General features: G+C 68.1%; 18 protein-coding genes and 1 tRNA gene. 4 read left to right on the top strand and 15 right to left on the bottom strand.

All coding sequences use genetic code 11. The features are described from left to right. The first annotated feature begins 130 nt into the window (after positions 1 to 130). The 3 genes from GQ464_RS00740 (at position 131) to GQ464_RS00730 (ending at position 5,762) form a co-directional block, all read left to right on the top strand. The gene (locus tag GQ464_RS00740; protein WP_166975571.1) at positions 131 to 3,010 is read left to right on the top strand and encodes a TonB-dependent receptor domain-containing protein; all 2,880 of its coding nucleotides are present in this window, start codon (positions 131 to 133) and stop codon (positions 3,008 to 3,010) included. Between the two features lie 223 nt (positions 3,011 to 3,233). Then, positions 3,234 to 4,892, top strand: a complete 1,659-nt coding sequence (locus GQ464_RS00735) for a T9SS type A sorting domain-containing protein (protein ID WP_228350477.1) — start codon at positions 3,234 to 3,236, stop codon at positions 4,890 to 4,892. Positions 4,893 to 4,970: 78 nt separating this feature from the next. Continuing rightward, complete coding sequence (locus tag GQ464_RS00730; protein WP_166975574.1) at positions 4,971 to 5,762, top strand: response regulator transcription factor; 792 nt, start codon at positions 4,971 to 4,973, stop codon at positions 5,760 to 5,762. A 256-nt stretch (positions 5,763 to 6,018) separates the two neighbouring features. On the opposite strand, the gene GQ464_RS00725 is transcribed toward GQ464_RS00730, so the two are convergent. From GQ464_RS00725 to acnA, 13 genes are all read right to left on the bottom strand, one after another. Continuing rightward, the gene (locus GQ464_RS00725; RefSeq protein WP_166975577.1) at positions 6,019 to 8,325 is read right to left on the bottom strand and encodes a TonB-dependent receptor; all 2,307 of its coding nucleotides are present in this window, start codon (positions 8,323 to 8,325) and stop codon (positions 6,019 to 6,021) included. Positions 8,326 to 8,398: 73 nt separating this feature from the next. Next, a complete protein-coding gene (locus GQ464_RS00720) occupies positions 8,399 to 8,764 on the bottom strand; it encodes a hypothetical protein (protein ID WP_166975581.1) in 366 nt (121 codons plus the stop codon). Between the two features lie 105 nt (positions 8,765 to 8,869). After that, on the bottom strand, positions 8,870 to 9,454 hold the full coding sequence (gene def / locus GQ464_RS00715) for a peptide deformylase (protein ID WP_166975584.1): 585 nt from the start codon (positions 9,452 to 9,454) through the stop codon (positions 8,870 to 8,872). 95 nt (positions 9,455 to 9,549) lie between these two features. Beyond that, positions 9,550 to 10,254 carry a DUF2461 domain-containing protein gene (locus GQ464_RS00710; RefSeq protein WP_166975587.1) on the bottom strand — a complete coding sequence of 235 codons (705 nt, stop codon included), beginning with the start codon at positions 10,252 to 10,254 and terminating at the stop codon, positions 9,550 to 9,552. A 134-nt stretch (positions 10,255 to 10,388) separates the two neighbouring features. Then, complete coding sequence (locus GQ464_RS00705) at positions 10,389 to 11,570, bottom strand: M20 family metallopeptidase (RefSeq protein ID WP_166975590.1); 1,182 nt, start codon at positions 11,568 to 11,570, stop codon at positions 10,389 to 10,391. A gap of 14 nt (positions 11,571 to 11,584) precedes the next feature. Beyond that, positions 11,585 to 12,787: a M20 metallopeptidase family protein gene (locus GQ464_RS00700; protein ID WP_166975593.1), complete on the bottom strand. Its 1,203-nt coding sequence runs from the start codon at positions 12,785 to 12,787 to the stop codon at positions 11,585 to 11,587. A 135-nt stretch (positions 12,788 to 12,922) separates the two neighbouring features. After that, positions 12,923 to 13,150: a DUF2281 domain-containing protein gene (locus tag GQ464_RS00695; protein WP_228350476.1), complete on the bottom strand. Its 228-nt coding sequence runs from the start codon at positions 13,148 to 13,150 to the stop codon at positions 12,923 to 12,925. Positions 13,151 to 13,257: 107 nt separating this feature from the next. Then, positions 13,258 to 13,560: a helix-turn-helix domain-containing protein gene (locus GQ464_RS00690; protein WP_228350475.1), complete on the bottom strand. Its 303-nt coding sequence runs from the start codon at positions 13,558 to 13,560 to the stop codon at positions 13,258 to 13,260. After that, positions 13,557 to 13,865, bottom strand: a complete 309-nt coding sequence (locus GQ464_RS00685) for a type II toxin-antitoxin system RelE/ParE family toxin (RefSeq protein ID WP_166975596.1) — start codon at positions 13,863 to 13,865, stop codon at positions 13,557 to 13,559. Before GQ464_RS00685 ends, GQ464_RS00690 begins: the two co-directional genes overlap by 4 nt. 146 nt (positions 13,866 to 14,011) lie before the next feature. Further along, a complete protein-coding gene (locus GQ464_RS00680; protein WP_228350474.1) occupies positions 14,012 to 15,775 on the bottom strand; it encodes a M28 family peptidase in 1,764 nt (587 codons plus the stop codon). Between the two features lie 96 nt (positions 15,776 to 15,871). After that, positions 15,872 to 16,804 (bottom strand): DUF58 domain-containing protein, encoded by a 933-nt coding sequence (locus GQ464_RS00675; protein ID WP_166975599.1) that lies wholly within the window; start codon positions 16,802 to 16,804, stop codon positions 15,872 to 15,874. 60 nt (positions 16,805 to 16,864) lie between these two features. Next, entirely contained in the window at positions 16,865 to 17,338 is a 474-nt protein-coding gene (locus tag GQ464_RS00670; RefSeq protein ID WP_166975602.1) for a DinB family protein, read from the bottom strand. 151 nt (positions 17,339 to 17,489) lie between these two features. Further along, positions 17,490 to 20,237, bottom strand: coding sequence for an aconitate hydratase AcnA (gene acnA, locus GQ464_RS00665; RefSeq protein ID WP_166975605.1), 2,748 nt, complete (start codon positions 20,235 to 20,237; stop codon positions 17,490 to 17,492). Between the two features lie 259 nt (positions 20,238 to 20,496). Between acnA and GQ464_RS00660 the strand changes: the two genes are divergently transcribed. After that, positions 20,497 to 20,569, top strand: a tRNA-Ala gene (locus tag GQ464_RS00660). A 60-nt stretch (positions 20,570 to 20,629) separates the two neighbouring features. Here the strand turns inward: GQ464_RS00660 and GQ464_RS00655 are convergent. Then, positions 20,630 to 21,640 carry a T9SS type A sorting domain-containing protein gene (locus GQ464_RS00655; RefSeq protein ID WP_166975608.1) on the bottom strand — a complete coding sequence of 337 codons (1,011 nt, stop codon included), beginning with the start codon at positions 21,638 to 21,640 and terminating at the stop codon, positions 20,630 to 20,632. Positions 21,641 to 21,921: 281 nt separating this feature from the next. Continuing rightward, on the bottom strand, positions 21,922 to 22,542 hold the full coding sequence (locus GQ464_RS00650) for a T9SS type A sorting domain-containing protein (protein WP_166975611.1): 621 nt from the start codon (positions 22,540 to 22,542) through the stop codon (positions 21,922 to 21,924). Positions 22,543 to 22,710: the final 168 nt, after the last annotated feature.

Below are 22,710 nucleotides of genomic sequence, written 5' to 3'. Positions count from 1 at the left end.
AGGCCGGGAATTAAACCAGCGATAACGTGCTCGTAACGCCGGGTTAACATCAGGGGAATAGTTTGCGCTCGCTGCCGGGCCTCATCGCGGCCGGCGGCATCGCAGACGAACCAACCTGATGATAGATTCGATGGTACGACGGAACGGGTCCGGCGTGGTGTGGAGCCTGGGGGTGCTGCTTCTGGGCCTGCTGCCGGGTGTGATGCCCGCACGGGCACAGCAAACCGGCAAGATCACCGGGGTGGTGGTCGATGCCGGCACGGGCGAGACGCTCATCGGGGCCAACGTGGTGCTCGACGGCACCACCACCGGCGCTACGACCGACCTCGATGGGCGCTATACCATCGAGCGGGTGGCACCGGGGACGTACACCCTGGTGTTTTCGTATCTGGGCTTCCGGGATGCACGCGTCGGGGGCGTGGAGGTGAAGGCGGGTGCGGTGATCCGTGTGGATATGAGCCTCGTCGAGGAGGCCGTGGAGGTCGGGGGCGAGGTGGTGGTGGAGGCCCGCGCCCTGCGTAACAACGACGCCGTGCTGCTCAAGGACCGCGCGAAAGCCATCGCCGTCAGCGATGCCATCAGCGCCCGGGCCATGGCGCAGGCCGGCGCGGGGGACGCCGCCGAGGCCATGAGCCGCGTCACCGGTGCCTCTGTGGTGGGCGGCAAGTACGTCTACGTGCGCGGCCTGGGCGGGCGCTACGGCAACGCCCAACTCAACGGCGCCACCCTCCCCAGCGCCGACCCCGACCGCAATGCCGCCCAGTTCGACCTCTTCCCGGCCAACCTGCTCGACAACATCGTCGCCACGAAGACCTTCACGCCGGACCAGCCCGGTAACTTCACCGGCGGCAACGTCAACCTCCGCACGAAAGACTTCCCCGAGCGCTTCGGCCTGCAACTCACCACGACGACCGGCTACAGCACGCGGGCTTCGCTCAAGGACGATTTTCTCTCCGGACCCCGGAGCGACACCGACTGGCTCGGCTTTGACGACGGCCTCCGAGCCCTGCCGTCACTGTTGCAATCGCCCGGCCTCGCGATCCCGCGGCCCACGCAGGCCCGGCGCGACCCGGCCCTGGCGGCGCAGCTCGACCAGCTCACCCGCGCCTTCAACCCGGTCATGGTGCCCATTCCGCGCCGCTCCGGCCTGGACCTGAGCTATGCGGCCTCGCTGGGCACCCAGATGCCGGTCTTCGGGCGGGCGCTCGGCGTGGTGGCCAGCGCCACATACAGCCGGGGCTTCAAGGCTTACGAGGGCGGCCGCGTGGCCCAGTTCGTCCTTACCGACCCCAACGCCGAGGAACTGTTCGTCGACTACGACCTGGCCGACCGGCAGGGCACCGAGTCGGTCAACTGGGGGGTGCTGGCGAACCTGACCTACAAGCTGCACCCGCATCACCAGGTGGGCGTCAACCTGTACCGGTCGCAGGTGAGCGACCACGAGGCCCGCTATGCCGTCGGGCCCTTCCCGAAGAACTCGCCCGAGACGGTCCGCTTCGAGACGTACGTGCTGCGCTACACCGAGCGCGGCGTGCGTTCCGGCCAGCTGCGCGGCGAGCACTTCCTCCGGCCCGTGCGCATCGACTGGATGGCCTCCGTCGCCGGCACCCGGCAGGAAGAGCCGGACCTGCGCTTCTTCTTCGACCAGTTCGTCGACGTCGTACGCGAGGACACCACGTTCCGCGTCTACGACCTGGTGCTCGGCTCGTCGAACGCCACGCCGCCAACGCGCCTCTTCCGGGATCTCGAAGAGGAGAACCGTGAGGTGCAACTCAACGTGGAGCTGCCGGTGGACCTGGGCCTGGCCGCACCGGTCAAGCTCAAAACGGGCGGGGCGTACCTGAAGAAAGACCGCACCTTCCGCGAGCGTAAGTTCGACTACGTGGAAGGGAGCGTCCCCTTTCGCGTGTTCAACGGGGACGTCAACGCCTACTTCGGCCCGGATAACATCGGCATCCTGGAGGAGAACAACGGGCGGTTCGTCTTCGGCAACACCATCCGCGACGGCAGCATCGCCGCGAACAACTACGACGGGACGCAGGAGGTGACGGCCGCCTATGCCATGGCCGAGCTGACGGTGACGCGGCGGCTGCGCCTCATCGGCGGGGCCCGCTACGAAGCCGCCGCGTTCGAGATCGTCAGCCGGGACTCGACGAAGGCGCCGGGGCTGCTCGACGACCGCGACGTGTTGCCCTCGCTCAACGTGGTCTATGCGCTGCAGGACAACATGAACCTCCGCTTCTCGGCCACGCGCACGCTGGCCCGGCCCACCTTCCGGGAGAAGGCCCCGTTCTCGGCTTTCGACTTCGCCGGCGGGCGGCAGACGGCCGGCAACCCGGACCTCCAGCGTACCCTCATCAACAACTATGACGTGCGCTGGGAGTGGTTCATGCGGCCCGGCGAGGTGCTCGCCGTCAGCGGCTTCTACAAGTACTTCAAGCACCCCATCGAGCGCGTCGTCATCTCGAACAACGACCAGGAGACGTACCAGAACGTCCCGCGGGCCCGGGTGGCGGGCGTCGAGTTCGAGGTGCGCAAGCTGCTCGACTTCGTGGCGCTGCCCGTCGTCCGGCGCATGACCGTCAGCACCAACCTGGCGCTGATCCACTCCGAGACGGACGTGCCCGAGCGCGAACTCGCGTTCGCCGAGGGCTTCGACATCGGCACGACGCGGCCGTTCCAGGGGCAGTCCCCCTACGTCTTCAACCTGACTCTCGCCTACGACCACCTCGAACGGGGCACGTCGGTGTCCGTGTCCTTCAACCGCTTCGGCAAGCGCCTCTCGCGCGTGAGCATCGGCGGCACGCCCAACATTTTCGAGTTCGGCCGCAACGACCTCAACCTGGTCGTGAAGCAGCGGCTCGTCGGCAACGTCGACGCCCGGTTCGCCGTCGCCAACCTGCTCGACGACGACTACGTCGAAGGGCAGGAATACAACGGCCGGCGGTTCGAGGCGCGGCGCTACCGGCTCGGGGTCACGTACAAGCTGTCCCTTACCTACAACCTCTGAACACACGGCGTGGGGCGTCAGCGCACGACATCCCACGCGTACCTCTGAACAAAAAATCGGGCGCATCCTGGCGGGGACGCGCCCGAAGGCAAACCGGAACAACGCGGTGGTATCGAGGCCGCTCCCGGCTGGCGGGCCGGGCACCGTACTGCCCTTTCGGTGGCGGACGGCGAGCGCGTCGATCCACACACCCTGTCCCTTTCACGTAATCGGAAAGATAATCATGAACACGTTGCGGTACAATCTGATGCCGGCCCTGCTGCTGGCGCTCACGATCCTGCCCGCCCGGGCGCAACAGGTCGTCACGGTGACGGATGCGGACATCGTGGGGAATGTGCTCTGGACGTCGGACAAGACCTACCTGCTCGACGGGTACGTTTACGTCGAGGACGGCGAGACGCTCACGATCGAGGCGGGTACGGTCATCAAGGGCAAGGCCGACCCGACGACGGGGGACCAGGCCTCGGCGCTGATCGTGGCGCGCGGGGGCAAGCTCTTCGCCGAGGGCACGGCCGAGGCACCGATCATCTTCACGGCCGAGGACGACGACGTGACGGTGCCGGACGACCTGACGCCGGAGGACAAGGGCCTCTGGGGCGGGGTGCTGATCCTGGGCCGGGCCACGATCAACGTCGGCGGTGGGGAGAACGCCATCGAGGGGCTGCCGCCGGAGGACCCGCGCAACTTCTACGGGGGCAGCGACGACGAGGACGACTCGGGCGTCTTGCGCTACGTCTCGATCCGGCACGGGGGCGATATCTTCGGGACGGACAACGAGATCAACGGGCTGACGATGGGGGCCGTGGGCCGGGGCACGACGATCGAGTACGTCGAGGTCTTCGCCAACCAGGACGACGGCTTCGAGTGGTTCGGGGGGACCGTGGACACGCGCTACCTGGTGGCGGCCTTCTGCGGCGACGACGGGTTCGACTACGACGAGGGGTTCCGGGGCCGGGGCCAGTTCTGGTTTCTGATCCAGGGTGAGGAAGACGGGGGCTCGGGCGGCGAGCACGACGGGGGCACGGACCCGGAGACGGGGCAGCCCTACGCGATCCCGGTGATCTACAACGCGACCTACATCGGCTCGGGGGCGTCGTCGCTGAACACGAGCAACGACCGCGCGGTGAAGCTGCGCGACAACGCCGGCGGGAAGTACTACAACTCGATCTTCACGGATTTTGCGGGTACGGGGATCAACATCGAGGACCTCGCCAGCGGCGAAGACAGCCGCGCGCGGTTGGAGGCGGGGGATCTGGAGTTTCGGAACAACCTGTGGTTTGGTTTCGGAGACATCAACGGATCGGCGCTGCCGGGCACGGGGGGCGTCTTCGAGCAGGACTTCGTGCAGGCGGCGCTGAGTGCGGCGGACAACTTCGTGGAGGATCCGCAGTTGCGGGGGATCAGCCGGAGCCGGGACGGGGGCCTCGACCCGCGGCCGGCACCGGGCAGCCCGGCCTGGACACGCGGCACCTTCCCCGTCCCGAACGACGGCTTCTTCGTGCAGACCGACTATATCGGGGCCTTTGGCGAAGAAAACTGGCTCGAGGGCTGGACGCATGTGTCCGAGGCCGGCTTCACGTCGACGGCCATCGAGGCGGTGCCGGGCGTTGAGGTCCCGCGCCGGGTGACGCTCGAACAGAACTACCCCAACCCGTTCAACCCGCAGACGACCATCGAATTCCGGCTCGACCGCCCGCAGGCTGTCCGCCTGGCCGTCTATGACGTGCTCGGACGCGAGGTGGCGGTGCTGGCCGAGGGCCTGCAGCCCGCCGGCGTCTTCCGCGCCACGTTCGACGCCACCGGCCTTTCTTCGGGCCTGTACCTGTACCGCCTGCAGACCGAGGCCGGTGTCCTCAGCCGGACGATGATGCTCGTCAAGTAACCCGACGGTGATGCCGGTGCGTCCGTGCGCCGGTGGAGACGCGCGGAAACAGGCAGGAACGATCGAGGATCACGGATCATGTCTACGCTCCCTGTCGCGTTGCCCGCAGCTCCGCCGGCGCACGGCGAGCCGGTGCGCCCGGCCCTGCGCATGCGTACCCGCGCGTCACGTTCCGCTCAGGTCCCGGCTGTGCTGCTCGTCGGCGAAGCGCTGGAGGAGGCGGCCCGGTACGGCGATGCCCTCGCACGGGCGGGCTTTGCCGTTACGGTGGCCCGCAACGGTGCAGAGGCGGTGGATCTCCTCGCCGCGACGGCCCCGGACCTGGTCGTCCTCGATGCCGGGGCGCCGCGTTCCGGTGGCCTCGACCTGTGCCGCCGCCTGCGCGCGGACGACCGCCGGGGCACGCTGCTCCTCGTGCTCCTGGTGGAGCCGGGCCGTGAGCAGGACCGCCTGCGCGCCCTCGACGCCGGGGCCGACCTGGTGCTCGCGCGGTCCGTCTCTCCGGCCGTGCTCGCCGGGCAGATACGCGCCCTGCTCCGCAGCATCGCCCGCTTCACGGGGGCGCCCGACGTCGTCGAGGTCGAGGATCTGATCATCGACCGGAGCCGGTACACCGTCTACCGCAAACAGGGGGACCGGCGCATCACGATGCATTTGCCTCGCCAGCAGTTCGAACTGCTCTACTTTCTGGCCGCGCACCCCGGCCGGGTCTTCTCACGGGAGGAACTGCTGGCACGCCTGTGGGAGAACAGCGATCTGATGGTGCGCACGGTGGACGTGCACGTCCGGAAGATCCGCGCCCGCCTCGGCAGCGCCTACATCGAGACGGTCAAGGGCATCGGCTACCGGTTCAAGGAGCAGGCCGGATAAGGGCGAAACGGTTGCACGTTTCGGGTTTCATACTGCACGTTTTTTCGTGTTGCTCGCCTCATTAGCGGCTTGTCTGCGCGAAACAGATCCGTTCCGATCCGTCATGAAACCCCTGACCACCCGTGTGCCATGACGGCGCCGGCAAAGGTGCATGGCTGACGACCACGTTGTGTCTTCGTGCCTTCGTGGCTGAAGGACGATAAAAAGCGGGGCGCCCCGGCGAAAGCCACCGGAGCGCCCCGTTTTTGGTCGCACGTCAGAACGATACGCCGAGCTGGAAGCGCACGTTGCGGCCGGGCGCCAGGACGCCGAAGGGGCGGTAGCGGCTCAGGTGGTCGAGGTAGGCGGTGTCGAACAGGTTGTCGACGGCCAGGAGGGGACGGAGGGTGACGCCGCCTGCCTCGGCAACAGCGCCGAGCGACAGGTTCCAGACGGTGTAGCCGTCCGTGGGCAGTTCATTCACATCCACGCGGTCCTGGCGGGCCACCAGCACCGGTCCCAGGCGCAGCTCGACGTCGTGGAAGGGGCCGGCCGCCTCCTGTTCCAGCGCGGCCTCGATGCGCACCCGGGCCGGCGGCGTGAACGGCAGCCAGGTGTCCGTGTCGAGGTTGCGGGCCCGGGCCAGGTCGCCCGAGAGGTGGAGGTGGAGGAAGTCGAGCGGGTGCGGGTGCAGGTCGGCCCGGAGTTCCAGCCCCCAGAGGCGGGCGTCGGCCTGGTCGTACTGGTAGATGAAGTAGCCGGACTCGGGATCGACGGCGTCGGTGCGGCGGGGGAAGATGTAGCCGTCGATGTGGTTGAGGTAGCCCGTGGCCTCGACGTAGAGGTGGCGGGTGAGCCAGCGCACGGTGGCGTCGAGGCTGAGGCTCTGCTCCACGTCCAGGTCGGCGCGGCCGCGCTCGAAGCGGATGGTGCCCTCGTGGACGCCGTTGCCGAAGAGCTCGATGAGGGCGGGGGCTCGCCAGGCCCGTCCCGCGTTGAAGGCCAGCGAGAGGCCGGTGGCCGGCTGCCAGGCCAGCCCCACGGCGCCGGAGAGGGCATCGTAGGTGCGCGTTTGCGCCGTCACGCCCAGGTCGGCGTTGTCCTCCACCTCCAGGCGCCGGTGGTCGTAGCGCAGGCCGGCGCTGACGGTCAGCCGGTCGAGCAGCCATTCCTCCGTCACGTACGCGGCGGCGTCCCACGTGATGGCGCCGGGGATGAGGGTCTCCTCGGCGAGCGTCTCGTTTTTCTGGAAGAACCCGCTCACGCCGAAGGTGCCGTACATCCGCCCGATGGGCCGGTGGTGGAAGCGGGCGTCGGCCGTGACGGTGTTCAGGCGGAGGAACAGCGCGGGTTCGTCGGCTTCTCCAGTGAGGATGCTGCGTGTTTTGCCGCCGGCTTCTTCGTGGTCATGGTGCTCCTCGAACTCCTTCCGCCGGTTCTGCTGCCAGGCGGCATCGAACTCGAAGCGGTGCAGGTCGAAGCGGTGTTCGAGGGCCAGGCGCACCCGGTCGTGCTCGACGGACTGGTAGGGCAGGTTGATGTCGTACCGTCCGGCTTCTGCCAGATGCTCTTCTTCGCCCTCATGCGCTTCGCCCTCATGCTCTTCGGCTTCGAAGAGCCCCAGCTTGGCGTCGAAGCGCTGGTATTCGGCGACGAGGTGGCCGGTGGGCAGGGTGCGGCCCAGCCGGAGGGCGGCGCTGGTCTCTTTGAGGCCGGTGTTGGGCACGACCCCGTCCGGCGTCTCATAGTTGCCCGCGCGGCGCAGCGTGAGCGTGCCCTCGTAGGCATAGGACCCCTGCCGGCCGCCGAGGCGGGCGTGACCCGCGCCCTGTTGTGTATTGCTCATCGCCTGCAGCCCCACCGTGCCTTCGAGCGGCCGGCGAACTGCGAACAGGTCGCCGCTGGCCGCGTGCACCACCCCGCCCAGGGCGTCGGAGCCGTAGAGCAGGCTCGCCGGCCCCTTGACCACCTCCAGTCGCTCGACGTCGAAGGCGTCCAGCTCGGGCGCGTGCTCGTCGCCCCACTGCTGGCCCTCCTGGCGGATGCCGTTCTGCACGACGACCACCCGCTGCGACGTCAGCCCGCGCACCATGGGCTTGGCGAGGCCGGGGCCCGTGCGCAGCAGGCGCACGCCGGCGGTGGCCTCCAGGGCGTCGAAGGCCGAGGTCCCGCGCAGCCGCGCCAGCTCGGCCCCCTCCACGACGGAAACGGCCTGGGGCGTCGAGAGGATATCGGAGGCCTGTGCCTTGGCGGTCACGGTGATCGGCGCCGTCTCGATGGCCGTCGGGTACAGGGCCACGTCGAGCCGGGTGACGCCATCGGCCAGGGTGACGGTGTAGGTCTCGGACTGGAAGCCGAGAAAGCGAAAGAGGATGCGGTAGGTGCCGGTCCGGCCCAGGTCGAGCCGGTAGCGGCCGTCCTCGTTGGTGGCCGTGCCGGTCTGCAGGGCGGGGACGAAGACGTTGGCTCCGGCCAGGGGGGCGCCGGTCTCGGCGTCGGTGACGCGCCCTTCGAGGGTCTGGGCGCGGGCGGGCAGGGCCAGGAAAAGCAGGGATACGGCGAAGGATACAAGGAGGCGAAGCATGGTGTTCTCCCTTCTCGTGAATGAAAGCCTGAACGGGTAGGGCAGGGCACCGCCACGGAGGCGGGCGCGGGGGTCAGGCCGAGAAGGGCGGGGCGCGGATGGAGGGGGCGGCGCCGGGCCGGACGTCGGGCCGGGCGGAGGCGATGAGGAGCCGGGGGGCGGCGGCGGGGAGCAGGAACGGCGCGGGGCCGGGGGCGAGCAGCGCCGGCACCGGGTGGGTGCAGAAGACGCAGGTCGGGTGCCCGTAGAGCGCCTCCGGCAGCGCGACCGTGAACACCTCGTCGTCCGTGTGGACGTGGTCCAGCTGCCGTGCGATGGCCGCCCGCACGGACGCCTCGTGCAGGGCATGGCCCACGTGGTGCAACACGGGCGCCACCACCGCCCCCGCCATGAAGAGGGCGAGCAAGTAGACGGCGCCGTGTCGACGAAAACCACGCATGGGGGTTCTGCGAAGCGAAAGGGTGCCCGAAAGATACGCCGCACGCCGGAATGCGTTCAACGTTCAACGTATAACGTTCAACGTGTAACGTCGACCGTTACCCGGTCAGCGTGCGTCGCCGGATCCGTTCGGAGGGAGGATGGGGTAGTCGGCTTCGACCTGGCCGCGGGCCATTTCCTGGAGGCGTCGCCGGAGCAGGCGCCGCCGGAACGGGCTGATGTGGTCGATGAAGAGGATCCCCTCGAGGTGGTCGTACTCGTGCTGGATGACCCGGGCGAGCATGCCGTCGACCTGCATCTCACGGGGCCGGAAGTTCCGGTCGAGGAACCGCAGGCGGATGCCCTTCGGTCGCCAGACGACCTCGCGCAGGTCGGGGATGGAGAGGCAGCCCTCCTCGAAGTCGGTCTCCTCTTCCGTTTCCTCGAGGATCTCCGGGTTGATGAACACCTGCGGCCCGTCCGGGACGGTCTCGCCCTGTTCGGCCAGGTCGTCGGCCAGGGCGGAGAGGTCGGCCACGAAGAGGCGCTCGCGGCGGCCCACCTGCGGGGCCGCCAGCCCGATGCCGGCGGCGTTGTGCATCGTCTCGATCATGTCGTCGATGAGCTGCTGCAGCGCCTCGGAGTTCTCGGTCACGTCTTCCGTCTGCTCACGCAGGATCGGCTGGCCGTAGGTGTAGATCGGGAGAATCATGGGGCGAAGGGGATGGCGAACTTCTGCCCGGTAAACGGCGACGGCGGGTAAGAGTTCGGCGGGCGGGGCGCGCGGCTTCCGGTTTCGCCGGGGCTTCAACGGCGGTCGCGGGGCCGGTGCGTTTCGGCGGCCCACCCGAAGGCGAGCAGGGGCAGGGTGGCTTCCATGAAGGCGACCAGCGTGGCGGTGAAGTCCGGTGTTGCCAGCGCCGCCTCGTCCACGGGGCGGGTGACGACGAACGACTTACGCCGGAGGTACGGGGCCAGGGCCGTATCGGCATGGGCTTCGAACCCGCGCGGCATCCGCCGGAGCATCTCGACGCCGTTGTCGAGGGGCAGACCCCGGGCTTCGAGGTCGGCGGCAAGGTCGAGGAAGGCCTCGGGGGCGGTGGTCATATGGTGACGCCAGGCGCGGAGCAGCGCGGCGTCCGGACGCCAGAAGCCGGCTCCGAGGAAGGAGGCGCCGGGCTCCACGTGCACGTAGACCACGCCGGGGGAGCGGTGGTCGCCCGTGCGCGAGAGGACGCCGCCCGCGTGGGTCTTGTACGGATCCTTGTTCTTCGAGAAGCGGGTGTCGCGGTAGATGCGAAAGATCGAGCGGCGGGGGTCGGCCCGCAACGGCAGGCCCTGCCCGGCCGCCTCGCGGGCAGCGTCCAGCAGAAGGCACCGCAGCGGCCAGACGACCTCGTCCTCGTAGATCTCCTTGCGCGGCTTGAACCAGTCGCGCAGGTTGTTGGCCTTGAGATCCCGCAGAAAGGCGAAGGCTTCTTCTCGGAAGCCGGGAAACGGAGGGAAGTCCATAGAGGGTTCGGGTTTCACGTTGAACGTTCCACGTTCTATGTTCCACGTTTTGTCGAGGCGAGCGGAAGGACGGAGCCGCGTCCTACGTTCTCAAACGCATCACGTTCAACGTTCAACGTGCAACGCACAAACGTTCAACGGGCGCCGGCCGGAGGCTCGACGAGGAGGCGGGCCAGGAGGGCACAGCGCGTCAATGTGCGGTCCACGTCGATGTGTTCGTGGCGGGCGTGGGCACCGTCGCCGACGGCACCGAGGCCGTCGAGCGTGGCGGTGAAGCGGCTCGTGAAGTTGCCGTCGGACCCGCCGCCGGCCGTGGCTTCTTCGAGCGTGCAGCCCAGTTCCCGGGCGAGGGCCTGATACTGCTGCCAGAGCGCCCGGTTGCGCGGCGTCCGTTCGAGGGGCGGGCGGTGGAAGCCGCCGCGGATCTCCAGCGTGACATCCGGCGTGGTGGGTTTCAGGCCGCGGATCCGGCGTTCGATCCGTTCGGCGTCCGCCCGGGAGGGGACGCGCACGTCCACCGTCAGGCGGCATTCGGGCGCGACGACGTTCGTGCGGAGGCCGCCCGCGACGGTTCCCACATTGACCGTGACGCCGGAGGCCGGATCGTTCAGGGCGAAGAGCTGCTGGATGACGTACGAGAGCTCCAGGATGGCGCTGCGGCCTTCCTCGGGGGCGAGCCCCGCGTGGGCGGCCCGCCCGTGGATGATGATCTCGAACTCACCGGTACCCTTGCGGGCCGTCTTGATCTTGCCGGAAGGGCCCAGCGCCGGCTCGAGCACCAGCACGCGGTCCACGACCCGTGCCAGTCGTTCGATCCGCCGGTGCGACTCGATGCTGTCGATCTCTTCATCGGTGTTGACGAAGACCAGCGGCGTGAGGGCGGGCTGGCGGTCGAGATCGCGAAGTGCCCGCAGCGCGAAGACCATCATCGCCAGGCCGGCCTTCATGTCGAAGACGCCCGGCCCGTAGAGGCGGCCGTCCTTCAGCGTGCACGGCATCTCGTCGAGCGTGCCGGCGGGCCAGACCGTGTCCGCATGACCGAGCAGGAGCTGGGCTCCGGTGCCGCGGGCGCGGCGGCGAGGGCGTGCGTAGAGCTGCCCGCCCGTTCTGCGTCCCGGCAGGTGCGTCACGTCGAAGGCGAGGGCGCCGAAGGCTTCGGCCAGGAGGTCGAGCACGGCCCGCGTCCGTGCCGGCTCGAACGAGGGTGACTCGGTACGAACGAGGGTCTGGAGAAAGTCGATGAACGGCGCCCGCCGGTCATGCAGGTAGGCAAGGAGTTGTTCGGCGACGGGGGAGAGGGACGGTGCGGAAGGCATGACGTACGGCTTTTTCAGGCGGCTTCGGTGGCGTGGCGCCAGGCGAGGTAGGCCATGAAACCCGGGCCCAGGCGCAGGGCCTCCTCGTCGATGGTGAAGCGGGAGGTGTGGAGCGCGTGCGTGATGCCGGCCTCCGGATTCCCCACGCCGAGGAGGTAGAAGCAGCCGGGCACCTGGTGGAGGTAGTAGGCGAAATCCTCGGCGGCGTACCAGGGCTCCACGTCCACCACGTTTTCGGCGCCGGCGTAGTCGATGGCGGCGTCACGGACGCGGGCGGCGGCGGCGGGGTCGTTGTACAGGGCCGGGTAGCCGACGACGAGGTCCACGTCCACCTCGGCGCCGTGGGCGGCGGCGGTGTGGACGGCCACGCGGCGGATCAGGTCGTGCGCCCGGAGGCGCCAGGCCTCGTCCATCGCGCGGAATGTGCCCTCCAGGCGGGCGGTGGCGGGGAGGACGTTGGTGGCGCCGTCGGCCACGAGGCGGCCGAGGGAGAGGACGCTCGGCACGCCGGGCGGGCGGTGCCGGCTGATGACGCTCTGCAGGGCCACGACCAGGTGGGCGGCCACGAGGACGGCGTCGCCCGGCAGGCGGTGCGGCTCGGCGGCATGGCCGCCCGCGGCCCGCACCGTCAGGTACAGCTCGTCGGCGGAGGCCATGAACCAGCCGGCGCGGACGCCGATCTGCCCGGCCCGCAACTCGGGACGGACGTGTTGTCCGTAGACGGCTTCGGGGGCGGGGTAGCCGGGACCGGCTGCCAGCACGCCCGCCTCGATCATTGCCGGCGCGCCACCCGGCAGCTTCTCCTCGCTCGGCTGAAAGAGGAAGCGCACCGTGCCCGGAAAGTCGTCTTTCAGGCGGGCCAGGATCATGGCCGTGCCCAGGAGCGAGGCCGTGTGCGCGTCGTGCCCGCAGGCGTGCATCTTGCCCGGGTTTTGCGAGGCGAAGTCGAAGGTGTTCTCCTCGTGGATGGGCAGCGCGTCGATGTCGGCGCGGAGGGCCAGCGTGGGGCCGGGCCGCCCGCCCCGCAGCGTGGCGACGACGCCCGTGCGGGCCACGCCCGTCTGCACCTCCAGCGGCAACGGCGCCAGCGTCTCGGCCACCAGGCGGGCCGTCTCGTGCTCCTCGAAGGCCAGCTCCGGGTTCCGGTGGATCGCCCGCCGCAGCCGGACGACCTCGGGGAACACCTCGTCGGCCAGGGCTCGGATACGGTCACGCATGACAGGGGGGATGGGAAAAGCAGGTCGGTTGACAGCCTACCAGACTGTTTCAATGTCCGAGAGCCGAATTTTGTGATCTCGGGTAACCAGCGGAACATTCAAACCAGACCGCCGCGTGGGTGTCGAGCAGGAGGCTCATGGCAGGTCGGGACGGGGGAAATCGTTCCACGTGTCGCGGCGGGCCGCGTCGAGATCGTCGGCGGAGAGGTCGACGTTCAGGTCGGACCAGAGACCGTAGAACGTGGTCCGCTGTGAGGCGGGCGGTGCGATACGCTGGAGAAGAAAGTCGATGAAGTCGATTACTTCCTGCCGTTTATCAGGCGGAAGCGCCCGGAGCTTCTGGAGAATGGTTGTTTCGGTCACGTTTTTGCCTGCCAGTTGCCGGATGGCACATGTTTAGATCAACGCCCTGCCCGGAGGATGGTTGCGGGCTCTCATCGTGGCATCATGCCCGCTCTTTTTACACTTTATCAGGCCATTTCGAGCAAAAGTTCGGGGTGGCGCTCTGCGATCCGGAGGAGCTTCATGGCCGGACCGGTCGGCCGCCGTCGCCCCTGCTCCCAGTTCTGCAGCGTGCGAACGCTGATCCCCAGCACGTGCGCGAAGTCCTCCTGCGAAAGCTGCATCTGAGCCCGTATCTGGCGGGGGTCAGGCTCACCGGCAAAATGAATGTTTTCCGGGGGCAGTTCGCTCCGGCCGGCGCGGTGCGCGTTCATCTCCTCGATGGAAGCTTTCAACCGCTCGAAGGGGGTTTCTTTCTCGAAGTTCGTCATGGTTTGATCAGAGCCGCCAGGGCTTTTATCTCATCGGGCGTCAGGTCGTCTTTGTCACTTTTTGAATAGAGGTCCAGCAGGTAGATTATCGATTCACCCACGGCCAGGTAGTAAATCACGCGGAAGGCACCGCTCTTACCCCGGCCAGAAGGAGCGAAGCGGATCTTGCGCAGGCCGCGCCCCCCACGGATCAATCGACCCTGTTCGGGATGCATCAAGATGAGATTTTGCAAGGACCGAAAGGCGTCGTCATCTAGATAACGCCTTCGTCGGTCACTGAACCGGCTGGACTCGATGAATACCATCGGAGGTATCGGTACGCCAATGGCGTACTAAAGTTGCAGAGCAAGGATACGGTCACGCATGGCAGATGGGGAGATGGAAAATGAAACAGCGGGCGCGGCAAGATACGACCGCGCCCGCTGTTTTCGTGCTCGTTCCGGCGAGGGGATCAGTTGAACCCTTTCCCGCTCACGGCCGGCCGTTTGTCCTGGTTGGCCACCTGCCAGGCCGTGGCGAAGATCAGCTGCGCGCGCCGGGCCAGCTGCGGGTAGTCGATCTTGTCCGGCTCGTCGTCGAGGCCGTGGTAGTCCTCGTGCGTGCCGTTGAAATAGAAGATGAACGGGATGTTGTGCTTGCCGAAGTTCCAGTGGTCGCTGCGGCGGTAGAACTGGTTCGGGTCGTCCTTCGAGTTGAACCGCTCGTGCAGGTCCAGCTTCAGCCCGGTGACCTCGTTCACCCGTGCGTTCAGGTCGTGCAGTTCCTGCGAGATCAGGTTCGAGCCGATGATGTAGACGTAGTTGTCGGGCTGGTTGCCGGGGTAGGTGGGGTCGCGGCGACCGATCATGTCGATGTTCAGGTTGGTCACCGTCTTCTCGAGGGGGAGGACGGGTTCCTCGTCGGCGTAGTAGGCCGAGCCCAGCAGTCCCTTTTCCTCGCCGCTGACGTTGAGGAAGAGGATGGAGCGGCGCGGGCCGTATCCGTCGGCGCGTGCGCGTGCGAACGCCTCGGCGATCTCGAGGATGGCGACGGTGCCCGAGCCGTCGTCGTCGGCGCCGTTGTAGATGGTGTCGCCCTCGCCGCTGGTCATGCCCACGTGGTCGTAGTGCGAGGAGAGGACCACCACCTCGTCCTTGAGCAGCGGGTCGGTGCCTTCGATGAAGGCCAGCACGTTCTCGGTCTGTGCCTGGAAGGCTTCGTGCTCGATCCGGCTCTCGACGGTGACGTCCTCGACGGCGAAGACGACGGGCGCGAGGTGGGCATCGATCTCGGCCTTCACCTCGGCCACGGTGCGGCCGGTAGGGGCCAGCAGGCGGTCGGCCAGGTCGGAGGAGATGATGTAGACGGGAGGGAAGCGGAAACCGCCGCCCTGGGGTTCGAGCGACAGGCTGCCGACGCTGGTGCGTCCGGCGGCCTCGGCGGCCTGGCCGGCCACGCTCTTCTCGGCGCGGGGGCCGACGTCGCCGACGATGAGGATGCCTTTCGGCATGCCGGCACGGAACAGGTAGCGGAGCTTCGTGCTGCCGCCGGTCGTCCAGGCGGAGGGCTTGCCGTCTTCGGTGGGTAGCCGGCTCGTCTCCGCGTCGCGGAGCGGCTCGTCGCGGAGGATCAGGAGCCAGCGATCCTGGTAGGCGATGCCCTGCGCCTCGAGGGCGGCGTAGTCGTTGTAGCCGAGGCCGTCGTCGGCGATGCCGTAGCCGGCGAAGACCACGCCGGCGCTGACTTCGGGCGCGCCGCCGAAGGACAGGAAGGCGTCGGCATCATAGGCGGGCGGGGCGAACGTGCTCGTCGCCACGGTCGCGCCGCCGACCTTCACGGCCAGTTCGGCCTTCTTCAGCCGCCGGCCGTGGACGGTGAAGGGCTGGAAGTAGGCTTCCGGTGCGAGCGGGTCGTCGGTGGCGACGGTGCCTTTCGGGGCCAGGCCCATCTTGCGGTACTGCGCGGCCAGGTAGTGGGCGGCCAGCTTCTGCCCGCGCGTGGTCGTCTCCCGCCCCTCGAAGAAGTCGGAGGCGAACAGGTACAGGTGGGCCGCCAGGTCTTCCGGTGTGATGGTGGCCTGATAGCGCTGCACGATCGCCGGGGCGTCGAAGACGGTCGGTGTCCGGTTGGTCGTCGCCGGGGGGGCGTCGTCGGCATCCTGGGCGCAGGCTGTGCCGGTGATCAGCATCAGCAGGACCGCCCACAGGCTTCCGGCGGTCAGGATTCGGGTTTGCATCGTGGTTCGGGGTTCGTGTGGAGGATTCAGTCGATGCAGTGGAACGTGTCGTGGCCTTCTTCGCCGGTCTCGGCGTCAGGTTTCAGGGCGGCGCGTTCAGAGCAGCGTGCGGCGTTTGTTCAGGTAGGCGAGCAGGGCCGTATTGTAGGGTTCGGCCGTGTCGAGTTCGAGGAAGTCCACGTTGAACTCGCGGCAGCGGCGGCGGAAGCGCTCGCTGAAGAGGCGCACGGCCTCGGCGTAGTTCTCGCGGAGCTGGGCCGGCTGCAGGGTGATCTCCTCGCCCGTCTCCAGGTCGCGAAAGAGCATGGGCACGTCGGGGAAGCGGAAGCGCCGCTCGGTCTCGCTCTCGAGGACGTGGAAGACGAGCACCTCGTGGCCGCGATAGCGCAGGTGCCGCAGGGCTTTGAGCAGGTCGTCGTGCGCGGCGATGTTTTCGAACAGGTCCGTGATGACGACCACGAGCGAGCGGCGGGCGATGCGTTCGGCGACCTCGTTGAGGACGGCGGCGGCGCTGGTGCGTTGACCGGCCGGCGGGGTGTCGGCCAGGTGCTGGAGCGTGGCCAGGAGCTGGCGCAGGTAGCCCGGCGTGCTCTTCGGCGGGCGCAGCGTATGGATCCGTTCGTCGAAGGCCATCAGCCCGGAGGCGTCCCGCTGCTTGATCATCAGGAAGTGCAGGGCGGCGGCCAGGTACGCGCCGTACTCGAGCTTCGTCACCGGGGCCGTGTGCCGGTAGCGCATCGACGGAGAGGTGTCCAGCACGACGTAGTGCCGCAGGTTCGTCTCCTCTTCATACTGCTTGACGTAGTGCCGGTCGGTCTTGGCGTAGACCTTCCAGTCCACGTGCCGCAGCTCGTCGCCGGGGTTGTAGGGCCGGTGCTCGGCGAACTCGACGGAAAAGCCGTGGTAGGGGCTTTTGTGCAGCCCGGTGATGAATCCCTCGACGATGAGCCGTGCCCGCAGCTCCATGTTCTTGAGTTGCGAGATGACGATGGGGTCGAGGTAGCGCAGGGCGGCGTCCGGTGTGGACACGGGCTCGGGGGATGGATGAAACGGCCGAGGGGTAGAACGCACGGGGAACGGGTGGTTCCCCTAGCGGGTGCGTGCGTAGAAGATGTAATCCGTGGGAGGCGGCGGGACGCCGGCCGTGCGGAGGATACGGGCGATCTGCGCCCGGTGATGCGTGTGGTGGTTCACCAGATGCGTGGCGATCTCGGCGACGGTGCTGGTGAACGGTTCCCCCTTCGAGTTGGTGTAGGCGACGGGGCGACCGAGATCGGCCTCAGAGAGGGTGGCGAGGTGGTCGAGCCAGGGGGTCTCCGCCGCCAGGGCCGTACAGGCCGCCAGGTCGTCGTCGACCCAGAAGGGCCGGTGGGCCGCCTCGGTGCCGAGGACCCGTCCGAGCCAGACGTGCTCGGCCCGGTGCATGTGCCCGAACAGGCGGCAGGCCTCGGCCAGTGCCGTGCCGGCCTCCGGGCGCGCCGAAAGGGTGTGGAGGGCATCGAGCATCCGGCCGTTGGCCCAGGACGTGTACCGGAAAAGGTCGAGGAAGAAGGCGGTGGTCATGGTCTGGCGTTTCAGGGGCGGGCGGGCGGCCCGGCGCGTTGAGGCGGCACCCGCGCGGCCTTTGCAACCCGGCGATCCGCGTGCCGGGGCCGGGTTATGGCTGCGAAGCACGGCGCCGGCGGTATCGGACCGGCCCCGCCCGCACCGTGTCTCAAGCTTCCACCTTCGAGGCGTTGAGGAACTCGCGGAGGACGTAATGGAGGATGCCGCCGTGGCGGTAGTACTCCACTTCGACGGGCGTGTCGAGGCGGCAGAGGGCCGTGAAGTGGACCTTCGTGCCGTCCGCCTTTGTGGCCGTGACCGGGATCTCCTGGCCGGGCTGCACGCCGTCGTCGACGGGGATGTCGAAGACTTCGGTGCCGTCAAGGCCGAGCGAGGCGGCGTTTTCCCCGTCCCGGTACTGGAGCGGGAGCACGCCCATGCCGATCAGGTTCGAGCGGTGGATGCGCTCGTAGCTTTCGGCGATGACGGCCCGCACGCCCAGCAGCGCCGTGCCCTTGGCGGCCCAGTCGCGGCTCGACCCCATGCCGTAGTCCTTACCGGCCAGCACGACGAGCGGCGTGCCGTCCTCTTTGTACTTCATCGCGGCGTCGTAGATGGGCATCACCTCGCCCGTGGGCAGGTATTTCGTGATGCCGCCCTCGGTCCCGGGCACGAGCTGGTTCTTGATGCGGATGTTGGCGAAGGTGCCCCGCATCATCACCTCATGGTTGCCGCGGCGCGAGCCGTACGAGTTGAAGTCGAGGATCCGCACGCCCCGGCTCTGCAGGTACTTGCCGGCGGGGCTGTCCGGCGGGATCGAACCGGCGGGGGAGATGTGGTCCGTCGTGGTCGAGTCGCCCACCTTGACGAGCACGCGGGCGCCCTTCACCGGGTGGATCGGCGGTGTCTCGGGCGTCAGGTCGACGAAGAAGGGCGGCTCCTGCACGTAGGTCGAGTCGGGGTCCCATGCGTAGAGGGAGCCCTCCGGGATCTTGATCTTGTTCCAGGTTTCGTTGGAGTCTTCGATGCCCTCGTATTCCTTGCGGAATTGCTCGGGCTTGACGCTCTCGTTGATGAGCCGCTGGATCTCCTCGCTCGTGGGCCAGATGTCCTTCAGGTAGATGTCGTTGCCGGCCTCATCCTGGCCCAGGGGCTCGTTCGTCAGGTCGATGTCGACGGTGCCGGCCAGGGCATAGGCCACCACCAGCGGGGGTGAGGCCAGGAAGTTGGCCTGCACGAGCGGGTGGATGCGGCCCTCGAAGTTGCGGTTGCCCGAGAGCACGCCGGCCACGATCAGGTTGCCCTCCTTGATGGCGCGGGCCACCGGCTCGGGCAGCGGGCCCGAGTTGCCGATGCAGGTGGTGCAGCCGTAGCCGACCAGGTTGAACCCGAGGGCGTCCAGGTAGGGCCACAGGCCGGCTTCGTGGAGGTAGTTCGTGACGACCTTCGAGCCGGGCGCCATCGACGTCTTGACGTAGGGCTTCACCTTCAGCCCGCGCTCGACGGCTTTCTTCGCCACCAGCCCCGCGCCGATCATCACGGACGGGTTGCTCGTGTTCGTACAGCTCGTGATGGCGGCGATGACCACGTCGCCGTGCTTGAGGTCGAGTTCGTTGCCCCGGTCGTCTTTGTAGCGGCCGGTGGCTTTCAGGCGGTCTTCATGAAGGCCGAAGCCTTTCGGGCCGGCCGGCGCCGTGAGCGAGGTCCGGAACGCCTGCTTCATCTCCGGCAGGTCGATGCGGTCCTGGGGGCGCTTCGGGCCGGAGAGGCTGGGGACGACGTCGCCCAGGTCGAGCTCGATCACGTCGATGAACTCGGGGTCGGGGGTGTCGTCGGTGCGGAAGAGGCCCTGTTCTTTCGTGTAGCGTTCCACCAGCTCGACGAGCGCGTCCGGGCGGCCGGTGCGGCGGAGGTAGTTCAGCGTCTCGTCGTCGATGGGGAAGAAGCCCATCGTGGCCCCGTACTCGGGGGCCATGTTGGCGATCGTGGCGCGGTCCGGCACGCTCATGGTGCTGACGCCGGGGCCGAAGAACTCGACGAACTTGCCGACGACGCCGTACTGGCGGAGGATCTGCGTGACGGTGAGGACCAGGTCGGTGGCCGTGGCGCCCTCGGGCAGGCGCCCCGTCAGGCGGAAGCCGACGACCTCGGGCAGGAGCATGTAGATGGGCTGGCCGAGCATGACCGCCTCGGCCTCGATGCCGCCCACGCCCCAGCCGACGACACCGAGGCCGTTGATCATGGTCGTGTGGCTGTCGGTGCCCACGAGCGAATCCGGATAGGCGACCGGGACGCCGTCTTCCGCCGGCCTCGACCAGACGGCACGCCCCACGTATTCGAGGTTGACCTGGTGGCAGATGCCGCTGGCCGGCGGGACGACGGAGAAGTTGTCGAAGGCTTGCTGGCCCCAGCGCAGAAACTCGTACCGCTCCCGGTTCCGCTCGAACTCCTTCTCGGCGTTGATCTGCAGCGCGGCCGGCGTGCCGAAGGCGTCCACCTGCACCGAGTGGTCAATGATCAGGTGGACGGGCACGCGCGGGTTGATCTCGTCCGGGTCTCCGCCGAGCCGGGCCATGGCCGAGCGCATCGCCGCCAGGTCGACGACGGCCGGCACGCCGGTGAAGTCCTGCAGGAGCACGCGGGCCGGCATGAACGGAATCTCGACGCGGGCCGGTTGCCGGGGGGCGTACGTAGCCAGGCGGGCCACATCCTCCTCGGAAACCAGGTACCCGTCACAGTTGCGCAGGGCGGCCTCGAGCAGCACCTTGATGGAGAAAGGCAGCCGGTCGATGCCGGTGTAGCCGTGGTCGATGAGGCGGCTGAGCCGGTACAGGTAGGCCGCTCCGTTCCCGGTCTCGAACGTGTCGCGGGCGCCGAAAGGATCTCGTTTGCGATCTGATGCAGCAGGCGTTGCCATGGAGTTCGTTCATCTATGGGTGAATGAAGGGGTGCACAAGGAAGCAACGTGGAAAATACGGCTTCGGGGTGATATTTGTTCATGGGGGCTCCCGGCGAGTCCGGCCGGGACGGACGGGCGGGGTGAAAAAGGGATGAAGCGTCCGGAGGCGGCCTCTCGTGGCCGGTTCGGGGCTTTGCGGGGGAGCGGGAAGGCGTCGTATATTCGCGGCCTGGCGTGGAACAGCGGGGTGCGTCACCTCGTTCATTCCGGCGCAAGCGGGGCTATAGCTCAGTTGGTAGAGCGCCTGGATCGCACCCAGGAGGTCAGCGGTTCGAATCCGCTTAGCTCCACGAAAGACGAAGGCCCGGAGGCGATCGCCTCCGGGCCTTCGGGCGTTCAGGGGAAGGGGGTCATCGTGCCAGGGTTACCGGGCGGGCTTCCACAAACGTTTCCCCCGTCGCCCGGTAGAAGTAGGTGCCGCTGGGCAGGTTGCTTCCGTCGATGCGGACGGCGTGGCGGGTGCCGGCGGGCAGGGTGCCGTCGTAGAGGAGGGTCACAAGGCGTCCCATCGTGTCGTAGAGGGCCACGCGCACGTGCTGGGTCTGCTGCACGTGCAGCGCGAAGGTGGCGTGTGCGTTGAACGGGTTGGGATACGCCGCCGACAGCACGAACGCCTCCGGCGCCGTCACGTCCAGTTCGATCTCGGCGCTGTACCGGAAGCCGCCCCCCGCGTCGATCTGTTTGAGGCGGAAGCGGTGCCGGCCCGGGGCCAGGTCGTGGACCACGTAGCGGTACTGCCGGGCGAAGGTGGTGGTGCCGGCCCCGTCGACGAAGCCGCGCGCCTGCCACGCGAAGCCGTCGTGGTGTTCGACCTCGAAGCCCAGGTTGGCCAGTTCGCCCGCCGTCTTCCAGGTGAGCACGGCGTCGTCGCCGTCGAGCATCCCCTCGAAAGAGACCAGCTCGACCGGCAGGGGGCCGTCGACCAGGTCATAGGCCCGCGAGCGCCCGCAGGTGTCGATCAGGAGCACGACGGCCCGGGAGGAGCCCGCATGCTCCGCCGCAATGGGGAGACGCAGTTCGGTCGGAGCCGACGAGCCCCCGTAGGTCCATTCGCTGTTGCCCTCGCCCAGCGCCGGGTCGTGGGGCTCGATCGTGGTGCCGGTCGGCGAGAACCCCGGTATGGGGGTATCGTCCGGCAGGCGCGGGCGGAGGAGGGTCAGGTTGTGGGTATAGGCCAGGTCGAGGGCAACCCGGGCAAACCCCATCGGTGCCTGCACGTGGACGAGGAGGCCGGTCCCGTCGCCGTTGTTGATGATCGTGTTGTCCCAGGAGGGTGCGGTGCTCGGGTTGGAGCAGGTATGTGCTCGTACAGACCCGGCGACCATGAGGGAAAGAAAGAGGATAACGAGAAGGTTCTTCATGCTGTCCTGCACGGCTTGTCGGTTGGCGTCGGGGGAAAGCGCAGGTCAACATCCGTGCCCGTATGGAGAAAGAGGGGCAGAATGGCCTTCAGCGGCCTTCTGGGAGGCGTGAGCGGCACGGTATAGAGGACGGTGCATCGAGATCTGTTTCAGAATGAGACAAAGAAACGATACGGGCGGCAAAAACAAAAGGGGCGTCGCCGGAAGGCGACGCCCCGGAAAGGGCGGTCTGGTGTGGAGAAGGGAGGGCGTGCGGGCCGTCTGATATCCCGGCCGCCCGGTTATCTGGCCAGCGTCATGCGCTGTACGAAGGTGCCGGTCGGGGTTGCCAGGTGGGCCAGGTAAAGGCCGGGGGGCAGGTCGCCGGCACGGAGGGTGGTCTCGTGTACGCCGGCCGGCAGCGTACCTTCCACGAGCAGCCGTACCTGCTGGCCCAGAATGTTGTAAACGACCAGCCGAACCGGTTGGGTTTCGTCCAGATGGAAGCGGATGGTCGTCTGCGGGTTGAAGGGGTTGGGATAGTTGCCCAGCAGCCCCGGTGAGCCGGCGGGTACGGTGGTATTTGTGCGGAGGAGGCCCGTCTCGAAGCCGCCGGCCCGGTCCGCCGACTGGTAGCCGCCGTCGCCGGGTTCGATGGGAGGCTCGTCGCCGCCGCTTTCGAGGGGCGGCTCGTCGTCCCCCGGTTGTGGGTTGGAGACCGTCAGAACCGGGAGGCGGAGCAGGGTCAGGCCCTCGACGGGCGCCTGTACGACGGACTGGTAGCCGCCGTCGCCGGGTTCGATGGGAGGCTCGTCCTGCCCGCTGGCCGGGAGGGCGATGAAGCCGGAGAGTAAGCACAGGGCAAGGGTGAGAAGGGGGTGCCGGAAAAGACCGTGCAGCGTGAAGCGGAAAGTGGATTTCATGGTTGCTCTCGTCCTGGTAGAGGGTTTGTCCGGGATGGGTGCGCCGCAGGCTGCGCCGCTCGGGCACAGGCACGGCAACTCACCGGGGATATCGGACGAGAGCGCTTATTTTTAAGCGGTTGAAGGGCGGGGGCGGGAAGGAGTGGGGGGCAGGACCGTGTCGGACGC

The sequence above is a fragment of the Rhodocaloribacter litoris genome, assembly GCF_011682235.2.
In the GTDB taxonomy this organism is placed as follows: Bacteria; Bacteroidota; Rhodothermia; order Rhodothermales; family ISCAR-4553; genus Rhodocaloribacter; species Rhodocaloribacter litoris.
The sequence above is the reverse complement of the archived record's forward strand: the minus strand, read 5'-3'. Positions and strand labels throughout refer to the sequence as shown.

Excerpts from the sequence above, each read along its gene's own strand:
- GQ464_RS00720 (WP_166975581.1), bottom strand. The coding sequence starts at position 8,764 with ATGCGTGGTTTTCGTCGACACGGCGCCGTCTACTTGCTCGCCCTCTTC.
- GQ464_RS00655 (WP_166975608.1), bottom strand. The coding sequence starts at position 21,640 with ATGAAGAACCTTCTCGTTATCCTCTTTCTTTCCCTCATGGTCGCCGGG.
- GQ464_RS00700 (WP_166975593.1), bottom strand. The coding sequence starts at position 12,787 with ATGCGTGACCGTATCCGAGCCCTGGCCGACGAGGTGTTCCCCGAGGTC.
- GQ464_RS00685 (WP_166975596.1), bottom strand. The coding sequence starts at position 13,865 with ATGGTATTCATCGAGTCCAGCCGGTTCAGTGACCGACGAAGGCGTTAT.
- GQ464_RS00725 (WP_166975577.1), bottom strand. The coding sequence starts at position 8,325 with ATGCTTCGCCTCCTTGTATCCTTCGCCGTATCCCTGCTTTTCCTGGCC.
- GQ464_RS00735 (WP_228350477.1), top strand. The coding sequence starts at position 3,234 with ATGAACACGTTGCGGTACAATCTGATGCCGGCCCTGCTGCTGGCGCTC.
- GQ464_RS00650 (WP_166975611.1), bottom strand. The coding sequence starts at position 22,542 with ATGAAATCCACTTTCCGCTTCACGCTGCACGGTCTTTTCCGGCACCCC.
- GQ464_RS00740 (WP_166975571.1), top strand. The coding sequence starts at position 131 with ATGGTACGACGGAACGGGTCCGGCGTGGTGTGGAGCCTGGGGGTGCTG.
- acnA (WP_166975605.1), bottom strand. The coding sequence starts at position 20,237 with ATGGCAACGCCTGCTGCATCAGATCGCAAACGAGATCCTTTCGGCGCC.
- GQ464_RS00680 (WP_228350474.1), bottom strand. The coding sequence starts at position 15,775 with ATGCAAACCCGAATCCTGACCGCCGGAAGCCTGTGGGCGGTCCTGCTG.
- GQ464_RS00705 (WP_166975590.1), bottom strand. The coding sequence starts at position 11,570 with ATGCCTTCCGCACCGTCCCTCTCCCCCGTCGCCGAACAACTCCTTGCC.
- def (WP_166975584.1), bottom strand. The coding sequence starts at position 9,454 with ATGATTCTCCCGATCTACACCTACGGCCAGCCGATCCTGCGTGAGCAG.
- GQ464_RS00710 (WP_166975587.1), bottom strand. The coding sequence starts at position 10,254 with ATGGACTTCCCTCCGTTTCCCGGCTTCCGAGAAGAAGCCTTCGCCTTT.
- GQ464_RS00670 (WP_166975602.1), bottom strand. The coding sequence starts at position 17,338 with ATGACCACCGCCTTCTTCCTCGACCTTTTCCGGTACACGTCCTGGGCC.
- GQ464_RS00690 (WP_228350475.1), bottom strand. The coding sequence starts at position 13,560 with ATGACGAACTTCGAGAAAGAAACCCCCTTCGAGCGGTTGAAAGCTTCC.
- GQ464_RS00730 (WP_166975574.1), top strand. The coding sequence starts at position 4,971 with ATGTCTACGCTCCCTGTCGCGTTGCCCGCAGCTCCGCCGGCGCACGGC.